Source organism: Streptomyces sp. NBC_00078, assembly GCF_026343335.1.
Lineage (GTDB): Bacteria > Actinomycetota > Actinomycetes > Streptomycetales > Streptomycetaceae > Streptomyces.
Genome location: NZ_JAPELX010000001.1, coordinates 6,954,711 through 6,975,743, shown reverse-complemented (window position 1 = coordinate 6,975,743; position 21,033 = coordinate 6,954,711). Strand labels below are relative to the sequence as shown.

Genomic DNA, 21,033 nt, shown 5'->3' with positions numbered 1-21,033 from the left:
CCGGGAGCCGGCAATGGACACCGCTCTCGGAACAGATTCTCGCGCCGCCGGTGCACGGGACGAAAGTCAGTCGGGCCCACGCAGGAACCGGTTCTGGTAGGCGCGCGCCCGGCGCCTGGTCTCGCGGAGGCCGCGGTGGGCGGTCGCCTCGATCCGCAGGCTGTCAGCGCTCGCCTCCATCCGGCGCCGGTCCCTGCGGACCAGCACGACCGTGCAGGCAGCCACGATCAGCACGGCTACGGCGAGAGGGATCAGGAAGGACATCATGGCCGCTCCTCCTGCCCGGCCGCGTGCCGGGCGTCGGGGTTGACGAGCAGGACGCGCGGGTCGGCGGCCCGGGTGATCGCCGTCTCCACGGCGGCGATCCGGTCGGCGAGCAGGCCGAGGGTGGCGACCGCGCGCGTGAGCGGGTCGTCCTCCGGACCGCCGAGGGTCCGCGTGCGGATGTAGGCGGCTCTCAACTCGGCCCAGCGCAACGCCTGTTCACCGGTCTGCGCACCGCGCAGCTCGGCCAGCTTCAGCAGGTTGGCCTCGGCGCCGGTCGTGAGGGTCTGGGCCTCGGCGGTGTAGTGGTCGTCGAGGACGGCGCTGAGTTCGGCGTCGTTCATCACCGGCTGGATCCGCTGGGCGATCTTGTTCATGTTGCGGTAGGAGCCCTGGAGCCGGAAGGGCGGCTCGGTGCGGGCGGCGTCGGACTGGGCGGCCGAGGCCATGTAGGCGGCGTTCACCGCGAGGACCGTCTCGCGGGCGGTCAGCAGGTGGCGCAGCACGGCCAGGACCCGGTCCAGCTCGGCTTGGGCGTAGGGATGGGTGAGCTGGTCCGCGCAGGCCGTGGAGTCGCCCTGCGCCAGACGGACCAGCAGTTCGAGGTCGTCGCGGTCGCGGCCGGCGAGCGGCGCGAGGACCGGGTTGGCGGTGAGGGCGTTCTCGACGAAGCTGAGCGCGAAGGCGTCCTCCTTTCCGGTCAGGACGTCGCCGAGGTTCCACACGTCGGCGCGGTTGGCGAGCATGTCGGGGACCTGGAAACGGCTGCCGGACTCGGTGTAGGGGTTGCCGGCCATGCAGACGGCGAAGCGCTTGCCCCTGAGGTCGTAGGTGCGCGGTTCGCCGTCCCGTACGCCCTCGATGCGGCGGGTGGCATCGCACAGCGGAATGAACTTCTGCAGCAGTTCGGGCGAGGTGTGCTGGATGTCGTCCAGGTAGAGGAGGGTGTTGTTCCCGGCCTCCAGCGCGAAGTTGATCTTCTCGATCTCCTGGCGCGCGGTGGCGTTCGGAGCCTCGGCCGGGTCGAGCGAGGTGACCGCGTGCCCGAGCGCCGGGCCGTTGACCTTGACCAGGAGCAGGCCGAGGCGGTCGGCAACGTACTCCAGGAGCGTCGTCTTGCCGTATCCCGGCGGGGAGACGAGGAGCAGCAGGCCGCCGGTGTCGGTGCGTTCGGTCTCGCCCGTGGTGCCGAGCTGTTTGGCCAGGCTGTCCCCGATCAACGGCAGGCAGACCTCGTCGGCGAGCCGGTTGCGGACGAACGTCGACATCACCTGCGGCCGGTACTCGTCCAGGCGGAGCCGCGTGCGCTCGGCCGCCACCAGGGCCGTGCGGCGGCGCTGATGGGCACGGTGTGCGGGCACTTCGCGGGTGCGGAACACTCGGGTGCGGGCGAGGAGTTCGTCGACGCGGACGGTGAGCGTACGGCGGTCGATGCGCGGGTGGGTGCCGAGCAGGCCCTCGACGGTCTCGGTCAGCGGTGCGTCGGACTCGTAGCGGAGCAGGTCCGGGCAGAGCTCCGCCGTGACCGCCTCGGCCAGGTCGCCGGGGTCGATGTCCGTGCTGGTGGCGGTGGTGTAGGCCGTGAGCCACGTCTCGACCAGTTGCCGGCGGGCGGCCGGGGCGTCGAGAGCGGCGAGGTCGTCGTCGTATGCGGAAGTGCCCGTTGTACGGCGGAACTTGTCGAGCAGGGTGCGGGTGCCGGCACTGAGGACGAAGCCGTCGGGACCGGTGGTGAGCTCCTCGAAGAGGTAGCAGGCGGCGGCGTTCGCGGTCGGGCCGCCGATCGCCTCTTCCAGCTCCCGCTCCAGGTCGGCGATGGCCGGGGCGAGGCCGAAGGTCTCCCGGGCGCGGGCGAGGGACAGGGCCCGGCGGGTCCACACCGCACGTTCTTCGGCGGTGGTGCCGTGTGCCCAGAACAGCTGGGCGGCAGCGCGGGCGGCGGGTTCGTGGCGGAGCAGGCCCGCTCCCTCGGACAGGCGCAGGAGGGCCATGAGGATCAGTACGGCGTCGTGGTCGTGGACTCCGCGTTCGTACCCCTCGTCGTAGGCGGCGTCCGCCGCCTGCCGGACCAGGGCGGGCAGATCGGCCTCCGCCGGCGCTGCTGGGCCGTGCTCGTCCAGCAGCCGGGCCGCAAGGTGCTCGGCGCGGTAGACCTCGGGCGACTCCGAGGACAGGGGGCGGTCCCCGTACGGGCGGGTGGCCGCGAAGTCCGGGTCGGTCACCGGTGAGCGGTAGTCGGTGCCGGTCAGGGCGAAGGCGATGCCGTCGCCGTGCGGAACCAGCGTGAGGTCCAGGGGCTGGGTGTTCACGGCGAAGCGGTGGGCGCCGAGGCGGATCGTGCGGCCGTCGTCGGCGTACAGGTCTGTGCGGTCGCGCAGCGCGCGCAGGGTCTCCTGGCGGGTGGCCCTGAGGCGGCCGTCGAGTTCCTCCGCCCGTACCTGGTCGCCGAGTTCACGCAGTTCGCCGATCACACGGCGGACCCTTTCCGGCATCGGGTCGGACGTGAAGTAGGTGGCGACGGCGTCCCTGTCGGCCAGGGCGCCGGCGCGGCGGGCCACCGTCCGCAGCACGCGGGCGGCGGAGTCGGCGAGGCGTTCGGCGCGGCGGGCGCGGGCGTCGGCGAGGGTCTGCTTGCGGGCGGCGAACGCCTCGTGGACCTCGTCGCGTTTGTCGGCGAGCGCGCCGAGGAAGTCGTCGAACTCGGCGAAGCGGAACTCCAGGTTCTCCACCTGGACGAGCATGCGGGCGAGTTGCTCCTCGCACGCCTCGGGGCTGTCCGCGGCGGCGAGCGCGCCGGTGACCGTCTGCCCGACCAGGGCGAACTCGGCTGCGAACTCGGCACGCCCCTCGCGGTCGAGGAGTTCGCGACGGCGGCCGTCTAGGGTGGCGCGGGCGCGGTTGACGCCGCCGAGCACCTCCGCGATCCGCTCCAGGACGGCGGTACGGACCGTGGCGTCGCCGATGTCGAGCCCGGCGACGACCTCGGTCACCGTGCGCAGCCCGTCGGCCAGTTCGTCGAGACGGGCCGTGACCGGCGCGGCCTCGGCGACCGTGGCAATGGCCTCGGCGTCGGCGTCGAGCCGTTCGAGGTCCGCCCGGTGCTCGGCGAAGGCGTCCTCGCGGGCGAGGTGGGTGACGGCCCGCCGGCCGAAGGTGGTGAGGTCGGCTGCCGCGTCCGCGGCGAGTTCGTCGATGCGGGCGGTGTCGGCGTACCGCATGTCCTTGAGGGTGAGCAAATGGCCTTGGGCGTACCGGAGTTCGGTCAGCCCGGTGACCCAGGCGGCGGCGCCGCGCGGGGTCTCCCCGCGCAGCCGCCGTACGACCGTGGCGATCCGCGCGGCAGCCTCGGTGAGCGCGTCGGTGGCCCGGCGGGTGAGGGCCCGGACGGTCTCGAACTCGGCCAGCACCTGGTCGGCGGTGGCGCGCACCTGCGTGAGCGGCTCGCGCAGATCGCCGAGTTCGGGGTCGCCCAGCCAGTGGTGGGCGTCGGCCGCTCGGACGCACGCGGCGACCAGCGCCCCGTACACCTCGCTCGTGGGTGTCGTCTCGGCCACCGCTCGGGTGAGGGACAGACAGTCGGAGATACCGCGTACCAGGTCGGCGTTGCCGACGCGGGCGAGCGGGCCGGCGCCGACCGGGCGGGAGGCGGCGTGGGTGTCGGAGACGTAGGGCGAGTTCCACAGCTGGAGCGGGTGCACGCGCTGTGCTTCGTCGCCGTCCGCCCGCAGCACCATCAGCCTGCCGTCGTCGAACAGGGCCCAGCCGTGGCAGGACAGCGGGGTGGCGACCTCCTTGCGGATCATGTTGTACGGCAGCAGCAGGCTGCGGCCCTCCCCGCGCGCGTGGAAGGCGTACAGCACGTCCTCGCCGTTCGGGGAGCGCACCTCGCGCTCGAACTCCAGCCCTGCGACTTCGAGGCCGTACGTCTTGTGGGTGCCGGTGGCCAGGCAGTAGCCGCCGGGGAACACGATGCCCTGGTCCTCGGGCAGGCGGCGGCAGGCCCGGCCGATGCCGTCGAGGCGGACGACCGACCTGGTCAGGGTGTTGAACACCAGGTGGCGGTCGGTGTCCTCCTTGTAGGGGCGGATCCGCAGCAGGAGCAGCGTGCCCACGCGCGCGTACGCGATGTCCGCGTCGGCGAGGGACTGCAGCGGCTCGTCGACCGGCTCGGAGTGGATTCCCTCGCCGGTCTCGGTGTTGTTCTCGACCTTGACGGTCAGCGTCCCGCCGACGGTCTCGACGAAGACCTCCCCCTCGACACGGACGTGCGGGTGGCGGCCCAGGACGTGGTCCTCGCGGGTCGTGACGGTCCACTCGACGTCGTGGGAGGGCGGGAAGACGTGGTCGCGGTCGCCGCGCGCGTCGAGGAAGGTGGCCTGTCCGTCGTCGGTCACCGCCCAGCGCAGGACACGGATGTCGCCGGCCTGCTCGCCGGTCTGGAAGACAGCGAGCAACTTGCCTTCCACGCGACGCAGTTGCAGCAGGTGGGCCTGACGGTAGTAGCGGTGGAGGGCGGCGAACTCGCGGAGGAACGCAGGGTCGTCGAGCAGTCCGGGCACGGCGTCGTCGGGCAGCCGGTTCAACTCGCGGTCGTGGAGCGCGAGGACGTCGCCGACCGTCGTCTCGGGCTTCAGGCCGAGGAACACGTTGTGGCCGAAGAGCAGGGTGTCACCGACGGAGACGATGTCGCGGGGCACGCAGTTGTGCTCGGTGCGCAACCGCGCGGTGCTGGCCAGTTCGAGCCGTGACGAGCCGAACTCCTCGGCACGTCGGGCGTTCAACGCCGCGGCTCGGCGGGCGAGTTCGGCGGCCTGAACGGTGAGGCGGTCGCGCAGCAACGCGTACGCGTCGATGTCCGGCGTCTCGTGCGTTCGGGTCTCCGACGGCCCCCGCCCGCCCGCGGCCGACGCCTCGTACGTACCGGTGTCCTGGCCGGTGGTCATGGGTCCCTCTCAGCAGGTCGAAGGAGACACGTGGTCCGGAGCCGCCGTCCCCTGCGCGGCGGCTCCGGACCACGGGCCGGTCAGCCCCTGGCGGAGCCGTTGACGGAGGCGAGGGACGTGTCGGCGAGGCCCAACTCACCTGCTCTCTCCAGGAGTTGCTGGAACTGACCGGTGTTCGCGGCGTCCGACTTCATGAGCTTCATCAGCAGCGCGGACACGGTCAGGTCGCGTACGTCGGCCGTGGAGACGGAACCGAAAATGTGCCCGAGGTCGTCGGTGAAGCTCGCGCCGCCGTCCAGCCAGGGCCCGGCGAGCGCCCGCGCGGTCGCGGAGTTCTCGACGAATCCGTCGACACCCTTGCCGAACGAGATCGCGGAGACCAGCCGGTCGAAGAAGACGGACTCCCCGCCGACGATGTCGATGTCGGCGTTCTCCAGCCCGGTGGCGAGCACGGTGGCCTGCGCCTCGGCGATCTGCCGCTGTGCGTCCAGCCCGGCCAGCCGGATGTCCTTCTCGGCCGCCAGGCGCAGCCGGTACTCCTCGTGGCCGCGGGAGGCATCGTCCAGGGCGGCCATCGCCGCCGCCTTCTCGGTGAGGCCGGCGGCCTCCGCCTTGAGCTTCTCGCCGATTCCCTCGGCCTCGGCGAGCGCCTGGGCCCGGGTTCCCTCCGCCTCGGCCCGCATCCGCGCCTCGGCCGCCTCGGCCTCCGCCCGCCCGGCCTTCTCGATGACCTCGGCCTCCTTGTCGCGGACCCGCACCGCGGCCAGACCCTCGGCGGCGGCCTCGGCCTGGACACCCTCGGCGAGCCGCAGCTTGGCCTGGGCGTCGAGGTCGGCGCACTTCATCCGGGCCTCGGCGAGGGTGAGTTCCTCGGCGGCACGGTGCACGGCGGCCTGCTCGGCCGCCTCCGCCGCCTTGATGTCCTTGACCAGCAGCTCCTGCGCCTCGGCCTCGGCGGCGATGACGACCGCCTGCCGCTGCCGCTCCGCCTCCTGCACGGCCCGCAGCTTCTTGATGGCCTCCTCCTGCTCGGCGACCGTGCAGTCCACGGCCACCCGCTCCCGGATGACCTCGGCGATCTCCCGCTTCTCCGCCTCGACCTCCTTCTCGGCGGCGATCCGCGTCAGCTGGGTCTCCCGTTCCCGCGCGATGACCTCCAGCATCCGGTCCTTCTCGATGCGCTCGTTCTCGACGGCGATGACCCGCTCGCGGTTCTTCGCGGCGACGGCGACCTCGCGGGCCTGGTTCTCGCGCTGGACACCGAGCTTCTCCTCGGTGGCCAGGAACGCGCCCTGCGCCCGCAGCCGCTCCTCCTCCACCACCCGCGCCGTCTCGGCCTCCTCGCGCGCCCGTACGGTGTCGATCTCGCGCTTCTGCTTGATCTCGGCGTCCGCCTGCCGGCGTTCCAGCTCCAGGATCGCCTCGCGGGCGTCGACGTTCTGCCGGGTGATCTCCTTCTCCTCCGTGCGCTGGGCCTCGTTGGTGCGCACGTGCTCGACCACGGTCAGCTCGGTGATCTTGCGGATGCCCTGGGCGTCGAGGACGTTGGCCGGGTCGAGCTGGGTCAGCGGCGTCTGCTCCAGGTAGTCGATCGCCGCGTCCTCCAGGTGGTAGCCGTTGAGGTCGACACCGATCAACTCGATGATTTTGTAACGCAGTTCCTCGCGCTTGGTGTAGAGGTCGGTGAAGTCCAGCTGCTTGCCCACGGTCTTCAGCGCCTCGGAGAACTTCGCGTGGAAGAGTTCCTGCAGCGTCTTCTGGTCGCTCGCCCGCGCGGTGCCGACGGCCTGGGCGACCTTGATGACGTCCTCGACGGTCTTGTTGACCTTCACGAAGAACGAGATCCGGATGTCGGCACGGATGTTGTCCCGGCAGATCAGCCCGTCCCGGCCGGCCCGGGTGATCTCGATGGTCTTCACCGAGATGTCCATCACCTCGGCCTTGTGCAGCACCGGCAGGACGACCTGCCCGGTGAACGTCACATCGACCCTGCGCAGCTTGGAGACGATCAGGGCCTTGCCCTGCTCCACCTTGCGGAACAACAGGGAGACGGCGAGTACGGCGAGCAGGCAGACGGCGACGAGCACGCCGATGCCCACGGTCATGGGATTCATGGCATACGTCCTTGAGGCGTAAGGGAGTTCGAGCGAGAGGAAGAAGGAGCCGGAGACGAGGTCCGGCGAGGCGCGGCTCAGGCGGCGTGGCCTCGCGGCGGGGGTACGGCCACCGCGGGTTCGTCCGGGAAGAGCCGGTGCAGGGGCCGCACGATCAGACACGTGGCGGCCCAGGCGAGGAGCAGCGCTCCCGCGGGGGCGGCCAGGCGCAGCAGCCCGGCGACGGATCCCTGCGGCCGGAACACGGTGAGCAGCACGGCCGCCGAGACGCTCAAGCACCAGGCGAGCACGGTCAGCAGCGAGAGGGCGACGGCAACGGGCACCCCGCTCATGCGCCAGGCCCGCAGATCGACGTCCGCGTCGAAGCTGTCGACGGCGGTGACCCGCGCGAGGGCCAGCAGCCAGAAGCAGGCGACCACGACGAGCGCCGCGGTCGGCAGGATCGTGGGCAGGCCGGTGGCGGCCAGCAGAAACATCCGCATCCTGCTGCCCCCTTTCCGCCCGCGGCCCGCGCCGGTCGTGATCTTCCGACGGTGCACGGCTCCCCTCCGGTTTCCGATGCCGGCACCTGCCGGTGTCCGGCATCGGAACCATCCGCCGTGCTCCCCGCGAGCCATGCTCAACCATGAGCGCCGACCCGCGCATTGCCGGTTTCCGGCAGCGTTCATTAGGGTCTGCATGCCGGTGACCGCTAAGAAACCGTCAGCGGCGCGTCAAAATAGCGGGGGACGACGTGACGGAACGGGAGATTCCCGAGCAGTATCTCGACGGTTACGACCGCATCCTGGCCGACGTCTCGGCGACCGGTCGGCGCCTCACTCGCGACGAGATCGCCTCACGCCGTGCGCTGGGAGAACAGGCAGCGGAAGCCGGCCACGGACTGCGCGCCCTGGTCAGCGCCCACCTCACCGCCGCCCGCACGGCCTGGCCCGGCGCGAGAGGCTCCGCCGACAGGGCGCTCGCCGCCGTCCAGCAGGTCATCGACGCCTTCGCCGAGGGCTTCGAGCGCGCCGAACTGCTCGCCGTACGCCAGGAGGAGGCTGCCCGCCGGGAGTTCATCGACGACCTCCTCTACGGCCGCAGCGACCTGGGCCGCCTCGCAGAGCGCGCCGAACGCTTCGGCCTGCGCCTGTCCCACGCCCACGCGGTCGCCGTCGCACAGGGCCGGATCGCGTACGGCGAGGCCGATCCGGTGTCGAGGCAGGTGGAGCGGTCCGTCATCGCGCGGTTCGGTGACCGCAGCGTCCTGCTCACCACCAAGGACGGCCGGCTGCTGTGCATAGCCCCCGGCCACCAGGACGAGGTGCTCGCCCACTTCGCCAAGCAGGCGCACGCCGCCACCGACGGCGGCCGCGTCGCCATCGGCCGCCCCCAGCCCGGCCCCGGCGGCGTCGTCCAGTCCTACGAGGAGGCGCTCAACGCGCTCGAACTCGCCGAGCGCCTCGACCTCGACGACCCGGTCCTGCGCGCCGCCGACCTGCTGGTCTACCCCGTCCTCACCCGCGACCGGCAGGCCATGGCCGACCTCGTCGCCGGCACCCTGGGCCCGCTGACCACAGCCCGCGGCGGCGCCGAGCCCCTCCTCGACACCCTCATCGCCTACTTCGACTCGGGTTGCGTGGCCGCCGAGGCCGCCCGCCGTCTCTCCCTGAGCGTGCGCGCCCTGACGTACCGCCTGGACCGCATCCACAAACTCACGGGCGCCAACCCCGCCGACCCGGCCCATCGCTACATGCTCCAGACCGCGGTGATCGGCGCCCGTCTGCTGGACTGGCCCGCCGCGGAACTGTGACACCGGCCGAGTCCCCCGCTCCCGCCGGTGGTCCGGGGCGAGAGAAGCCGTGCAGAGAGCCTCGTGCGTCATACGTGCGTCACCGCCTCCGTTTCGTAGTGGCGGGTCTGGGTCCGGGATTCCATGAGCGCGCGTTGCCCAGGGCGTCGCCGACGGTGCCGATCGAGGCATCGATGCCGGTTTCCTGCACACCGGCCGTGCTCACTTGATAGTCACCGGCCGTCTCCTCTGGCGCGGGCTCGGTGGTCCACGCCGTCCAACGCCCCGCCCCCACCCCGCTGGTTCGGCCACCACGAGGTGTTCCACGCCCTGACCGTGGCGGCCCTCGCCGCGCACTGCGTAGCCCTCTCACTCGCCGCCTGCTGACCACAACCGCAGACGCATTCACTCACACGTGTACACCACCTGCCGTCGGCGCATCCTTCTCCAGCAAGCGGACAGACTCCAGTCGCCGAAGCGCAGCAACCGCCTCCCGAGGAACGCCCGCACGACTTGGCTGTTGCGCTCCCGTCACATGGCCGCCAGAAGGGGAAGTAGCCGTGCCCATGACCGTCGAAGACCTGCCCGAGGCCCAACAGGGTAGGTGGTCCGCCGGCAGACGTCCTTGTGGCCGAACTGCTCAGCTCCGGCCAGATCTCCCACGCCGACGACCTCTTCCGCGTCATCGGTACGTTCTCCACGCGGCATCCCCAACCGCCGCCGCGGCTCAAGGAGTTCCTGCGCGAGGCCGTGGCACCCCGCCGGGCTGGATGGCCGAGGACGGCCGCAGGGGTGAGTCGTTCTACTCGCACCACCACAGCAGAGTGCCCAAGAAGGAAGCCGAAGCCCGCGGACTGTGACACTCCATGCGCGACCAGGAGTGGACCCGCAGCGACGACGGCAGCTTCATCACCAGCCAGGCCCTCGACTTCTACCGCAGCCACCTGCCGCCTGGCTTTCACGACGCCTATGCCGCCATGATCCGCACCGCGCTCACGACCACCACGCCGACCTCGTCGACATCCCCCGTTCCACCTTCAACCTGGCCGCCAGGCCGACCGAGGAAAAAGAAATGACCGAAGAATTCCAGAGGAGGCCGCTTATGCGTGGTGCCCGGATCTTTCTGTTCGCCGTGACCTGTGCGCTTTTCGCGGGGACCGCAGCGCCCGGTACAGCCGCGGCGGCGGAACCCGGCGAGGTCGTGGTGTTCCGGACGGAGCTGGCACCGCTGACCGTTTACCCGGAACCTCATGGTTGTCACAAACTGCCGGCCGACGCACACGTGCTGACGAATCGCACCGACCGGCCGGTCACCGTGTACGGCGACCCCTTCTGTCTGACGCCCGGCCTCACCGTGCAGCCGGGCTTCGGGGCGCACGTGGCGCCCGGCAGCGGCAGCTTCTCGGCCTGAACCACCGTTTCACGCGCTCCGGTCCCCCACACCCAGGAGAACTGCTGCACATGACCGTCGACCTTGTCGTCATGGGGCTTGGCCATGTCGGGTTACCCCTCGCCAGAGCCGCGGTCTCGGCCGGCCTGACCACCGCCGGGTACGACGTGTCCGGCACTGTGGTGTCCGCTCTCACCGCGGGCCGCTCGCACGTCGGGGGCGTCCGTGACGCCGAGGTCACCGCCATGCTGGACGCAGGCTTCCGCGCCACGGCCGACCCCGCGGTCCTGGACGACGCACAGACCGTGGTGATCTGTGTCCCGACCGGCCTCACACCGGAAGGCTTACCCGACTTGTCCGCGGTGCGGGACGCCTCGGGAGTCGTCGCTGCGCGGTTGCGCACCGGCATGCTCGTCGTCCTCGAGTCCACCAGCTACCCGGGCACCACGGAGGATGTCGTGAGACCGCTGCTGGAGCGCGGCAGCGGCCTGCGAGTCGGCGAGGACTTCCATCTCGCGTACTCTCCGCAGCGCATCGACCCCGGCAACGAGGTCTGGGGCGTCCGCAACACCCCGAAGATCGTGAGCGGTTGCACCGCTCTGTGCGTGAAGTACGCCACCGCGTTCTACGGACGGTTCGTGGACCACCTCGTCCTCGCCCGGGGCACGCGGGAGGCGGAGATGGCCAAACTCCTCGAGAACACCTACCGCTACGTCAATATCGCCCTGGCCGACGAGGTGGCGCTCTTCTGCCACCAGGCCGGCATCGACGTCTGGGACGTTCTGCACTGCGCGGCGTCGAAGCCGTTCGGCTTCGCCCCTTTCAGTCCCGGTCCCGGCGTCGGCGGGCACTGCATCCCCGTCGACCCCCGCTATCTGGCCGCGCGGGCCGAGTCCCAGGGTTTCCCCTTCCGCATGCTGGCAGCCGCACACGAGGTCCTCACCGACATGCCGAGGCATGTCGTGGACCGGGCCCTGTCTCTGCTCACCGAGACCCGCGGCCGGCCGGAGGGCGCACGTGCCCTCCTCCTGGGCGTCACCTACAAGGCCGACGTCGCCGACGTCCGTGAGTCACCGGCACGCCCCGTGGCCGCCGGGCTGCTCGCCACTGGGGTCGACGTCTTCTATCACGATCCGTACGCAGCCGACTTCAGCGTGGACGATCGGTCCCTGCCGCGTGCCACGGATCTGCGGGAAGCCCTGCGCGATGCGGATGTGGCGATCCTGCTGCAGGACCACGCCTGCTACGCGAGAGAAGCGTGGGGCAGAGCCCGTTGCGCCGTGCTGGACACGCGCGGCAAGGCAGTGGGCAGCAGAGTGACGCTTCTCTGACAACCCCCGTCGCGTCCGGCACTGGCTCCGGCCCCTTTCGCCGCCCCAGCCGACGGCTCGTCCCGCCGACCCCGGTCGGCACCTCCCCGCCGGCGTCCCGCCGGCCCACAGACCCGCGCAGTGGCAGCGCCCTGCGCGGTCGCGGCCCTGACCAGGGGCCGCAGTCCGGAATCTCTCCGAGACGAACCGAGAAGGAGAACACATGAGCACTGCTGTCGCCAACGACCGTCTGGTGAAGCGCTTCGAGAAGTGGGACACCGACGGCAACGGTCTGCTGGAATCCAGCGACTTCCAGGGCGAGGCAGCCCGGATCGCCCAGAACCTGGGGAGGAAGGCCGACTCCGCGGAGGTGCGGGAACTCCTGAACGCGTTCCAGGGACTCTACGAGCACCTGGCCCAGGCGGCCGGAGTCCCCGTCGGGAGCGGCATCAGCCGGGAACAGTTCCTCAACGCCACGGGGGACATGCTGTTCAAGGAGGGCGAGGCGAGCTTCAACCGCGCCCTCTCCCCCATCGTGAAGGCGCTGATCCGTCTGTGCGACGACAACCACGACGGCGAGATCGACCAGCGCGAGTTCCGGGCGTGGCTGACCGCCGTCGGCGTGCCGGACAGCCGGGCCGGTGACATGTTCGGGCAGATCGACGCGAACGGCGATGGCCGCCTGTCCGAGGAGGAACTGCTGCGGGCGCTCCGCGACTTCCACTTCGGCCAGCTGGACGTCGAGCTTCTCGGCTGACCTGCCGGACCAACCCCGGTGACCCCCCTGGGCATCCGCTCAGGGGGGTCACCCCATGAAGGGGGCCGGGGGCCGAAGGCGTCAGTCCTTCGGCCCCCGGCCCCCTTCTTCCGGGCCCTGGACGAAGGTGACACGGGCCTCGGGCCGCAGCCGCAGGTCCCGGCCACTGACCGGACGGGGGGTGTGGATCAGGATGTTGTAGTGGTTCGGAAGGTGGCAGGCATCGAAGCCGAGGACCATGCCGACCGGCGTGTCCCCGATGCTCACCAGGTCACCACGGTCGATCACGCCGCCGCACACCAGTTCCGCGAAGCCGAGGAAGCCCACCCGGTCGATCCTGGCGCCGGGGCGCGGGTCCCATTGGTCGGTGCTGACCAGTTCGTGCACCTCGCCCCGGCGGACGCAGCGCGCCGCGTGTTCCTCCAGCCGCATCCCACGGTCCGTGCGGTGGTGCGTCAGCACCTTGACCAGGTCCCCGCGCACCACACGTTTCGGGCCGTCCTCCGCCGGGTTCACCGGTCCGCCTCCGCTGTCGCAGCATCGGACGCGGGCCGGGCGCAGCGGTAGGCCGCCTCGACCAACTCCAGTGCCGGCAGGCCGCCGTGCGCTCCCTCGCCGACCGGGGCGCTCCGGCCCGCGAGAGTGGCGAACTCCGTGAGGATCGCCTCGTACTCGTGCCACAGCGATGCCTTGAAGCCGGGGTGGCCGGCCAGCATGTCGGCGTGCAGGACCTCCCCGTCCGCCAGTTCGGCCTCGATGTCCTTGCGTTCTCCCCGATACGACCAGTCCAGTTCCACCGACGCGGTGGCTTGGGTGGGGCTGTTGAGGCGGATCACGGCCTGCCGGTCGACGCCCGAGCCGTCGCGGTGGATCTCGCAGCCGGTGACCGTGACGTCGCCCAGCAGCAGCCGCACCAGGTCGAGGGCGTTCGGGCCGTTGTCGGCCACGCAGCCGCCGCCGCAGCGTGCGGGGTCGAGGTACCAGTCCTCGCCGCCGAGATGTTCCTCGATGCGCTCCAGGTACCGCACGCGAACCGCGACGATCTTCCGGCCGGCCGCCTGGTGCGCCAGCGCGCGGACGGCCGCGTTGTAGCGGCGATGGAACGCCGTCAGCAGAGGGACGCCGCAACGCCGTGCGAGATCCACCAGCAGGCGTCCCTCTGCGGCGGTGAGGGCGAGGGGTTTCTCGACGCACACGGGCACACCGGCGGCCAGGATCTCTCGGCAGACCGGGAGGTGCACGTGGTTGGGGACGGCCACCACCACGGCGTCCGGCCGTGCCTGGGTCAGCAGTGTCCTGTGGTCGCGGAAACGGGCCGCCTGGCCCCGGTACTGCTCCAGGGCCTGGTCGCGCGTGTCGCACACGGCCGACAGCTCCCAGCCGGGCAGCCGTTCGGCGGCGGCCAGGTAGTAGGGGGAGATGGCCCCGAGGCCGACGACGCCCAGCCGCAGGGGGCGGGTCATCGCAGGTTCCCGGAGCCGGGACCGCCGAGGAGGCCCAGGTCGGCCAGTTCCCGGTACAGGTGCTCCGGCAGCGGGATGCCGTCGCGACGGCGCTCGGCGTCGAGTTCGGCCTCCCGCCACCCCGGGTAACGCACCGGTTCACCGCCGGGCACCGGCGGGCAGTCGGCGAGCGCGCCGAACAGGGACCGGGTCGAGCCGACGACGTCCGCGCCCGGACGCAGCACATCCGGGGCGATCGCCAGGAGGAAGAAGCCGATGCCGTCGTCCCGTCCGTGCGGCCGGCCGTCACCCTCCAGGGCGGCGGGCGAGGGCCCCACGGCTGCCCCGGACACCACGGCGGCCAGCAGTTCCACCGCGATACCGAGTCCGTAGCCCTTGTGGACTCCGGTCTCGGCCGTACCTCCCAGCCAGCGCAGGAACGCCTCACCGCGGTCGAAGGCGGACGGGTCGGTCACCGGGTCGCCCGACGCGTCCTCCAGCCACCCGGCGGGCACCGGCGTGCCGCGGCGGGCGGCGACGCGTACCCGTCCGGTGGGCGCGACGGTGGTGCTCATGTCCAGCAGGAAGGGGTGGCCGTCGAGAGCGGGTGCGGCGACACTCAGCGGGTTGGTGCCGAGCATGGCCACCGCGCCTCCCGGCGGGCGGGCGATGCGCTGGCCGCCGCAGTTGCTCGCGACGACGCCGATCATCCCGGCGTGCGCGGCGCGGACGGCGTGGAAGCCGGCACACCCGAAGTGGGTGGCGCCGTGCACGGACAGCAGGCCGACGCCGTGCCGGCGGGCCCGGGCGACGGCGTCGTCCATGGCTTCGGCCGCGGCCCACAGGCCCAGGGCGCGGCGGGCGTCGACGACCGCGCAGGCGCCCAGGTCGGTGACGGTCCGCGGTTCGGCACGGGGGTCGCAGCGCCCCGACTCGAGCAGCGGCAGGTAGAGGCGGGAGAGGTTGAACACTCCGTGCGAGTCGAGGCCGGTGAGGTCGCCGTGGCACAGGGCGTCGGCGGCGAGCCGGGCCCGTGGCGCCGGAATGCCGTGGCCGGTGAACAGGCCGGTCAGCGCGGCATGCAGCTCGGCGTGACCGACAAGGACGGATGCGTGGTCGGATGTTGCCGGGGAGGTGGTGGACACCGTCATACGGGGTTCCTTACGGGAGGGGCGGGTCGGTGGCCTTCGGCGAAGAGGGTGACCAGGCGGTGGATGACGCCCGCGAAGTCCTCCAGGTCGGCGAGGTCGACGAACTCCCCGGGCGCGTGGGCGTGGTTGGTGGCGAGGTCACCGGGGCCGAGCACGGCGGTGAAGGCGTCGTCCAGACCGGCGGCCCAGATGGCGTCGCAGGTGAAGCCGGGGTCGCCGTTCGCCGGCCGGGCTCCCGCGCGCGCCAGGAGCGCCTCGGCCCAGGCATCGCGGTCGTCCAGCGCGGGCAGTCCGTGTTTGTCCCAGCCGAGCCGTGTGATGTCTGTCGCGTCCCGTGCCGTGCGGGCGAACTCCCGGGTGGATGTGAAGAGTTCGGTGAAGCGGAGCAGACCGCCGGTGACGTGCCGGGTCACGGCGGCCTTCAGGTGGCGGCCGTCCGCGGTGGTGCGGTAGGACAGGTTCACCAGCAGGGTGCCGGCGCCGTGGACGCGGTTGTGCGTGCGGCCGGTGTGCAGCCCGGCCAGGCACACCCGTGCGCCGGGTACGGCCCCGTCCAGGTGGGCGGCTAGGTGCTGGGCGAGGAAGCCGAGCAGCACGGTGGCGTTGTGTCCGGCGTCCGGATGGTCGTCCACGGCGTCCTCACCGGTGACGGTGATCCGGGCGGTCATGGAGGCGGTCGCCCGGGGCAGCACGCGCAGACCGGTCGGCTCGCAGAACACGTTGAGGCGTCCGTGGTGGCCGGCTTCCAGCAGGGGGCGGGTGCCGTAGGTGCCCAGGGCGCCGCCCTCCTCCCCGGCGACGGCCTGGAGCAGGACGGTGACGTCCCGTCCGACGGCGGGGTGGGACGCGGCGGCCCGCAGCCCTGCGAGCAGGGCGACGGCGGGTCCCTTGGCGTCGACGGCCCCGCGGCCGGTGAACCTTCTTCCGTCGAAGGCGGGCGGGACGTGTCCGGCGACGGTGTCCAGATGGACGTTGAACATCACCGTGTCCACGCCGGGACGCTCGGGTCCCAGCCGCAGCAGCAGGCTGGGCTGGTCCGCGAGGAAACGCGGATCGCGCGCGGCGGCCCGGACGGTGGACGGAACCCCGGGCCGCTCCAGACAGGCGGCGGGCGCGGCCGCGAGCCGTACGGTGCGCAACCCCGCGTCGGCGGCGGCTGCCGCGTACCGGTCGAGGAGGTCGGGCAGCCGGGACGGCGGGTCGTCCGGCCCCGCCTCCAGAGGGTTGACGCTGGGCAGGCGCAGGAGGTCCAGCAGCAGCTTCCGGTACTGGTCGGTGAACAGTACGGTCACGCCGTACCGTCCGGGTGGGCGGGTGTCGCCTCCACGGTCCGCAGCAGCCGGGTGAGCGCCTGCCCGGCCCGTACGAACAGGTCACCGGCGTCTTCACCGGCCCGGACCAGGCCGTCGTGGGGTCGCACGGCGAGGTGGGGTTCGAGGGAGAGGGCGCCGGTGTAGCCGTGGGCGGCCAGGATCCGCAGGCATGCGGCGACCTCGGCACCGCCCTCGCCGGGCAGGGTGTAGGCGGTGGTGCCGTCCGGGGTGCGGACAGCGTCCTTGATGTGGACGTGGGCCACGTAGGGGGCGAGGTCCTGAAGCATGTCCGGCGCGCGGTAGCCGTACGGAACGCCGTTGCCGGTGTCGAACAGCAGGCGCAGGGCCGGGTTGCCGACGGCACGCAGCAGTCGGAGCGCGCGGTCGGCCCGGTCCCCGGCCCAGCCCGCGCAGTTCTCGTGCACCAGCACCAGGCCCGCGCGCTCGGCGCGGTCCGCCAGGACGGCGGTGCGGGCGAGGACGCGGTCGGCCCACTCGGTCTGTGTCAGGCCGTCGTTGGGGTACGACATGATCCGTACGAGCCGGCAGCCCAGGGCGGCGCACCGCTCGGCCAGGACGTCCAGTTCGGCGAGGTCCACGCCGAGGTCACCGGTGATCGGACGGGACCAGTTGCCGATCCTGGAGGCCACGGCGATCACCGTGACGCCTGCGTCCTCCAGCCGCCGGGTAAGGGTGCCGAAGGCGGCCGGGGAGAGGTCGGCGAGTGCGGTGCCGTCGACCATGCGCAGTTCGATGGCGTTCCAGCCCAGGTGCCGTAGGGCGGCCAGCTGGCCGTCGGTACCGGGCGCCGCCTCGTCGCCGATCCCGGCCAGGGGCCCGAATCCCGTGACGAGGTGCCCGGCGGTGCCGTGTGGGGGCATCTCAGCGGCTCCCGGTGCAGGCGGATGTTGCGGCGGCGAAGTGCTCCCGGGCCGTGCACAGCAGGCGGGTGGTCTCGCAGGCGAGCGAGAAGCCGGTGGCGTCCCGCGCTTCGGCGAGGAAGCCGCGATAGGCGCCTTCCAGGAAGTCGGTCAGGGCGTCGTCCCGGAAAACCTGGCGGCCCGGCCCGGGCACGCCGCCCGTGGCGCGGGCTCCGGCCGGTGCCGCGGGCTCATCGCCGCCGACGGGGGTGATGACGAGCTGGGCGTGGTCGTCGTCCTCGCTGAGGGGGAAGTGGCCCGTGGCCGTCCCGCCGTCGAACTCGCAGACGACGCTGCGCTGCCGCACGGGTGCGCCGAGGTCGGAGCGCAGCAGCGTGGACACCCCGGTGCTGTGCTCCAGTTCCAGGTGGGCACCGCCCATACGGGACAGCTCCCGGTCTTCGCAGCGCAGGTCCCAGCAGCGCGCGGCGCGCAGTTCGGCGGGACCGGCCAGGTCGAGGGCGAGAGCCAGGGAGTGGGGGATCTCCACGTCGAGGGCGCTCTGGTGCCCGTCGGTGGTCAGGGAGCGCAGGAAGCGCGGCTTGTGCTGGTCCACGGTGATGCGGCGCAGCGGCCCGAGCTGGTCGCCGCGGACGAGGCGGCGCAGCCGGCCCGCGAGCCGGGAGCCGGTCCAGTGGGCCATGGCCACCAGGGCGAGGCCTAGCTCGTCGCGGAGCCGGATCAGGGCGTCGAGTTCGTCGCGGGATGCGGCCAGGGGTTTCTCCACGATCATCCGGCGGAAACCGTGCCCGGCGAGTTCCGCGATCAGGGCGTGCCGCGACCGGGGCGGCGTGCACACGTGCACCACCGCGGTGGCGGGGTCCACGCGCTCCAGGGCCTGGTCCAGCGTGGTGACGACGGTCATCTCACCTGGGGTGGCCGTCAGCCGCAGAACGCCGGCGCGCGGGTCGCAGCCGATCGCGGGCAGGGCGACAAGTGGATCACCCCTGCTTCCGGTCTGCCCGGCCAGCCGGGCCAGCGTTTTCAAGTGCAGTCCGGATCCGGACCGGCCGAGCCCGACCACGAGGGGCTGCAGCACAGGGCCTCCTGTTCCGTGCGTCAACTCCGTTGCGACGCAGGACTATTGCCGCCCTGCGAGGATTGAGTCAAGAGATACTGAAGGCCTTTACTCACAACGTGTGAAGATGCCCCTTTGCCATTCTCTGCGGCCGACGAGTCCCATTAGCGTCGATATTCGGCACAACTCAACGGGGCGGTGAAGAAATTGGGCGAATTACCGGCCGCAGAAGGTGCGGCGCGTGCGATTCCCTTCTTTTCTCAGGTCAAAACCTTCGAACTGCTGTGGCCTTCCGTCGAAAAGTCATTGGAGGAGGTTTTCCACAGCGGTAAATTCTCCCACGGAAAACAGGTCGGACAGCTTGAGACGGCGCTCGCGGAATACACCGGCGCGCGGTACGTGGTCGGCGTCAACAGCGGCACCGACGCGCTCGTGCTGCTGCTGCGCGCCTGTGGGCTGCGTCCCGGCGACGGCGTCCTGGTGCCCGCGTACTCGTTCTTCGCCACCGCGTCGGCCGTCGTTCTGGCAGGCGGCCGGCCCCAGTTCGTCGACATCGCCCCGGAGACGTACGCGATGGATCCGGCGGCCCTGGAGGCAGCCGTCACTCCCCGCAGCCGGTTTGTGATGCCGGTGCATCTGTTCCACACGATGGCCGACCTCGCGGCCGTCACCGCGGTCGCACGCCGGCATGGTCTGACGGTGGTCGAGGACAGCGCCGAGGCGATCGGCATGCGCCGGCGCGGTGTACACGCGGGACTGCACGGCGCCGGAGGGGTGCTGTCCTTCTTCCCCTCCAAGACGCTCGGGGCGCTCGGGGACGCGGGAGCCGTGCTCACCGACGACGCGGAGGTGGCGGACACCGTCGCGGCCCTCCGCCACCACGGCAGGACCGGCCGTACGCTGAACGACTTCCCGGCGATCTCCACCGACAGCGCGTGGCCGGGCGTGAACAGCAAGATGGACGACATCCAGGCGGCCGTCCTGCTCGCCAAGCTGCCCCTCCTGGAGGAGCAGATCGCGTACCGGGCGGAGCTGGCCGACGCCTACACCGCCCGACTGCGGGACGTGCCGGGCATCATCCGCCTGCCACGGACCACCGCCGAGGGCCCGGGCTCCCGTGACGTGTACTACGTCTACCTCATCGAGACCGAGGACCGGGACGCTCTCGTCGCCCATCTCGACCGGCACGGCATCGGCACCGAGGTCTACTACCCGGTGCCGCTGCCCCACCAGCCCGCCTTCGCCCACCTGGGCCACCGGACGGGCGAGTTCCCGCACGCCGAGGCGGCGGCCCGGCATGCCGTGGCCCTGCCGTTCCACCCCGATCTCAGCCCCGGCGACCTGGACCGCGTGTGCGACACCGTCCGCTCCTTCCTCGCCGGAAGGAGGACGACCGTATGACCGTATCGCTCCCTGGCGCCGTCCCGTTCTTCCCGCCCGCCCTGTTCGAAGCCGACCGCGCCGCGCTCATCGGCCTGGTCCGGGAGGTGGGCCTGGACCCGGAGCAGCGGTTCATCCTGGGCCGGCGCACCGCGGCCTTCGAGGATCTGCTGCGCGAGGACCTGGAAGCGGCCGACGTGGTCGCGTGTTCCAGCGGCACCTCGGCTCTCACACTGGTGCTGCGGGCCCTGGACGTCGGTCCCGGTGACGAGGTGATCGTGCCCGCGTTCGGGTGCGCGCCGCTGGCCGCGTCGGTGGCCGGCACCGGAGCCACCCCGGTCTTCGCCGACATCCGGCCGGACACCATGACCATGGACCCGGCCCATGCCGAGAGGCTCGTCACCGCGCGGACCAAGGCGGTGATGCCTGCCCACATGTTCTCCGTGATGGCCGACATGCCGAGCTTCGTCGAGCTGGCCCGCCGGCACGGACTGCGTCTGGTGGAGGACTCGGCGGTCGCCCAGGGCGGCGTCCTGCGCGGTGTTCCGGCCGGACTGTGGGGCGAGGCCGGCGTCTACTCCTTCGTCCAGGTCAAGACCTGCGGCATGCCCGGCGAGGGGGGCGTGGTGGTCACCCGGGACGCGGAGCTGGGCGAGAAGGTGCGGATGCTGCGCAACCACGGCCAGGTCGCCGGGCAGCGCTTCGTGCACCACGCCATCGGGCTCAACAGCCGCTTCGACGAGATCCAGGCCGCGTTCCAGACGCACCGCTACCCGGGCTTCCCTGAGCGGCTGGCGCGGCGGGCGGAGATCGCCGCCTACTACACCGAGCGCTTCACGCCGCTGGCCGGCCGCGGCGTGGTCCCGCCCCCGCCCGACCGGGACGGCCGGTGCTTCTACGTCTACACGGTGCTCGCCTCCGACCGGGACGCCCTCGGCTCCCACCTGGCCGAGCGGGGGGTGGCCACGCACGTCTACTACCCGCGTCCCCTGCCCGCGCACCGCGCCTTCGCCGCCTACGCGCCACCCGGTGCCGGATGGCCCCGGGCGGAACAGGCCGCCCGCCGTCATCTGGCGCTGCCGGTACACCACTTGCTGAGCGACGCGCAGGTCGAACGCGTCGCCGACCTGGTGTGCGCGTTCGTCACCGAGCGGTCCTGACGTACGACAGCACGTACGAAAGCACGTACGACTGCCGCCGGGGCCCTCCCACCCGGGCGGCGCGCGTCACCCCCACTCCGACGCAGAGAAACCCAAGAGG

General features: G+C 71.9%; 17 protein-coding genes and 1 pseudogene. 8 read left to right on the top strand and 10 right to left on the bottom strand.

Going from position 1 to position 21,033, the window contains the following annotated elements; translation table 11 throughout:
* Positions 1–66 precede the first annotated feature (66 nt).
* The 4 genes from OOK07_RS32735 to OOK07_RS32720 all read right to left on the bottom strand — a co-directional run bounded on the left by OOK07_RS32735 (position 67) and on the right by OOK07_RS32720 (position 7,803).
* Positions 67–267, bottom strand: a complete 201-nt coding sequence (locus tag OOK07_RS32735; protein WP_266800031.1) for a hypothetical protein — start codon at positions 265–267, stop codon at positions 67–69.
* Positions 264–5,207 (bottom strand): DNA repair ATPase, encoded by a 4,944-nt coding sequence (locus OOK07_RS32730; RefSeq protein ID WP_266800030.1) that lies wholly within the window; start codon positions 5,205–5,207, stop codon positions 264–266. Before OOK07_RS32730 ends, OOK07_RS32735 begins: the two co-directional genes overlap by 4 nt.
* An 80-nt stretch (positions 5,208–5,287) precedes the next feature.
* Positions 5,288–7,321: an SPFH domain-containing protein gene (locus OOK07_RS32725; protein ID WP_266800029.1), complete on the bottom strand. Its 2,034-nt coding sequence runs from the start codon at positions 7,319–7,321 to the stop codon at positions 5,288–5,290.
* 77 nt (positions 7,322–7,398) lie between these two features.
* Positions 7,399–7,803: a hypothetical protein gene (locus OOK07_RS32720; RefSeq protein ID WP_266685394.1), complete on the bottom strand. Its 405-nt coding sequence runs from the start codon at positions 7,801–7,803 to the stop codon at positions 7,399–7,401.
* A gap of 251 nt (positions 7,804–8,054) precedes the next feature.
* On the opposite strand from OOK07_RS32720, the gene OOK07_RS32715 reads away from it, so the two are divergent.
* The 6 genes and pseudogenes from OOK07_RS32715 (at position 8,055) to OOK07_RS32690 (ending at position 12,549) form a co-directional block, all read left to right on the top strand.
* On the top strand, positions 8,055–9,113 hold the full coding sequence (locus OOK07_RS32715) for a PucR family transcriptional regulator (protein WP_266800027.1): 1,059 nt from the start codon (positions 8,055–8,057) through the stop codon (positions 9,111–9,113).
* Between the two features lie 181 nt (positions 9,114–9,294).
* Positions 9,295–9,479, top strand: a pseudogene (locus OOK07_RS32710) (hemolysin III family protein); the annotation flags it as partial.
* Between the two features lie 479 nt (positions 9,480–9,958).
* Complete coding sequence (locus tag OOK07_RS32705) at positions 9,959–10,168, top strand: hypothetical protein (RefSeq protein WP_266685392.1); 210 nt, start codon at positions 9,959–9,961, stop codon at positions 10,166–10,168.
* Between the two features lie 26 nt (positions 10,169–10,194).
* On the top strand, positions 10,195–10,503 hold the full coding sequence (locus OOK07_RS32700) for a hypothetical protein (protein WP_266685389.1): 309 nt from the start codon (positions 10,195–10,197) through the stop codon (positions 10,501–10,503).
* 50 nt (positions 10,504–10,553) lie between these two features.
* The gene (locus OOK07_RS32695; RefSeq protein WP_266800025.1) at positions 10,554–11,813 is read left to right on the top strand and encodes a nucleotide sugar dehydrogenase; all 1,260 of its coding nucleotides are present in this window, start codon (positions 10,554–10,556) and stop codon (positions 11,811–11,813) included.
* A 202-nt stretch (positions 11,814–12,015) separates the two neighbouring features.
* The gene (locus tag OOK07_RS32690) at positions 12,016–12,549 is read left to right on the top strand and encodes an EF-hand domain-containing protein (RefSeq protein WP_266800024.1); all 534 of its coding nucleotides are present in this window, start codon (positions 12,016–12,018) and stop codon (positions 12,547–12,549) included.
* A gap of 81 nt (positions 12,550–12,630) precedes the next feature.
* Here OOK07_RS32690 and OOK07_RS32685 read toward each other — a convergent pair whose 3' ends face one another.
* From OOK07_RS32685 to OOK07_RS32660, 6 genes are read right to left on the bottom strand one after another with little or no spacing between them, the layout of a single operon-like run.
* On the bottom strand, positions 12,631–13,065 hold the full coding sequence (locus OOK07_RS32685) for a DUF6917 domain-containing protein (RefSeq protein WP_266685384.1): 435 nt from the start codon (positions 13,063–13,065) through the stop codon (positions 12,631–12,633).
* Positions 13,062–14,012 (bottom strand): Gfo/Idh/MocA family protein, encoded by a 951-nt coding sequence (locus OOK07_RS32680; RefSeq protein WP_266685382.1) that lies wholly within the window; start codon positions 14,010–14,012, stop codon positions 13,062–13,064. Before OOK07_RS32680 ends, OOK07_RS32685 begins: the two co-directional genes overlap by 4 nt.
* Positions 14,009–15,142, bottom strand: coding sequence for an Ldh family oxidoreductase (locus OOK07_RS32675; RefSeq protein ID WP_266685381.1), 1,134 nt, complete (start codon positions 15,140–15,142; stop codon positions 14,009–14,011). Before OOK07_RS32675 ends, OOK07_RS32680 begins: the two co-directional genes overlap by 4 nt.
* On the bottom strand, positions 15,139–16,434 hold the full coding sequence (locus OOK07_RS32670; RefSeq protein WP_266800020.1) for a M20/M25/M40 family metallo-hydrolase: 1,296 nt from the start codon (positions 16,432–16,434) through the stop codon (positions 15,139–15,141). The genes OOK07_RS32675 and OOK07_RS32670 overlap by 4 nt, the downstream gene beginning before the upstream one ends.
* Complete coding sequence (locus OOK07_RS32665) at positions 16,431–17,336, bottom strand: sugar phosphate isomerase/epimerase family protein (protein WP_266800018.1); 906 nt, start codon at positions 17,334–17,336, stop codon at positions 16,431–16,433. Before OOK07_RS32665 ends, OOK07_RS32670 begins: the two co-directional genes overlap by 4 nt.
* Position 17,337: 1 nt before the next feature.
* Positions 17,338–18,414, bottom strand: a complete 1,077-nt coding sequence (locus OOK07_RS32660; protein ID WP_266800016.1) for a Gfo/Idh/MocA family oxidoreductase — start codon at positions 18,412–18,414, stop codon at positions 17,338–17,340.
* A gap of 285 nt (positions 18,415–18,699) precedes the next feature.
* Here OOK07_RS32660 and OOK07_RS32655 point away from each other — a divergent pair, with 285 nt between their 5' ends.
* Positions 18,700–19,794 (top strand): DegT/DnrJ/EryC1/StrS family aminotransferase, encoded by a 1,095-nt coding sequence (locus tag OOK07_RS32655; protein WP_266800014.1) that lies wholly within the window; start codon positions 18,700–18,702, stop codon positions 19,792–19,794.
* The gene (locus tag OOK07_RS32650; protein ID WP_266800013.1) at positions 19,791–20,933 is read left to right on the top strand and encodes a DegT/DnrJ/EryC1/StrS family aminotransferase; all 1,143 of its coding nucleotides are present in this window, start codon (positions 19,791–19,793) and stop codon (positions 20,931–20,933) included. Before OOK07_RS32655 ends, OOK07_RS32650 begins: the two co-directional genes overlap by 4 nt.
* The last annotated feature ends 100 nt before the right edge of the window (positions 20,934–21,033 follow it).

What these genes read in the sequence shown, in the direction of transcription:
- OOK07_RS32650 (WP_266800013.1), top strand. Translation starts at nt 19,791, where the DNA reads ATGACCGTATCGCTCCCTGGCGCCGTCCCGTTCTTCCCGCCCGCCCTG.
- OOK07_RS32730 (WP_266800030.1), bottom strand. Translation starts at nt 5,207, where the DNA reads ATGACCACCGGCCAGGACACCGGTACGTACGAGGCGTCGGCCGCGGGC.
- OOK07_RS32725 (WP_266800029.1), bottom strand. Translation starts at nt 7,321, where the DNA reads ATGAATCCCATGACCGTGGGCATCGGCGTGCTCGTCGCCGTCTGCCTG.
- OOK07_RS32675 (WP_266685381.1), bottom strand. Translation starts at nt 15,142, where the DNA reads ATGACGGTGTCCACCACCTCCCCGGCAACATCCGACCACGCATCCGTC.
- OOK07_RS32705 (WP_266685392.1), top strand. Translation starts at nt 9,959, where the DNA reads ATGCGCGACCAGGAGTGGACCCGCAGCGACGACGGCAGCTTCATCACC.
- OOK07_RS32735 (WP_266800031.1), bottom strand. Translation starts at nt 267, where the DNA reads ATGATGTCCTTCCTGATCCCTCTCGCCGTAGCCGTGCTGATCGTGGCT.
- OOK07_RS32680 (WP_266685382.1), bottom strand. Translation starts at nt 14,012, where the DNA reads ATGACCCGCCCCCTGCGGCTGGGCGTCGTCGGCCTCGGGGCCATCTCC.
- OOK07_RS32695 (WP_266800025.1), top strand. Translation starts at nt 10,554, where the DNA reads ATGACCGTCGACCTTGTCGTCATGGGGCTTGGCCATGTCGGGTTACCC.
- OOK07_RS32690 (WP_266800024.1), top strand. Translation starts at nt 12,016, where the DNA reads ATGAGCACTGCTGTCGCCAACGACCGTCTGGTGAAGCGCTTCGAGAAG.
- OOK07_RS32720 (WP_266685394.1), bottom strand. Translation starts at nt 7,803, where the DNA reads ATGCGGATGTTTCTGCTGGCCGCCACCGGCCTGCCCACGATCCTGCCG.
- OOK07_RS32665 (WP_266800018.1), bottom strand. Translation starts at nt 17,336, where the DNA reads ATGCCCCCACACGGCACCGCCGGGCACCTCGTCACGGGATTCGGGCCC.
- OOK07_RS32700 (WP_266685389.1), top strand. Translation starts at nt 10,195, where the DNA reads ATGCGTGGTGCCCGGATCTTTCTGTTCGCCGTGACCTGTGCGCTTTTC.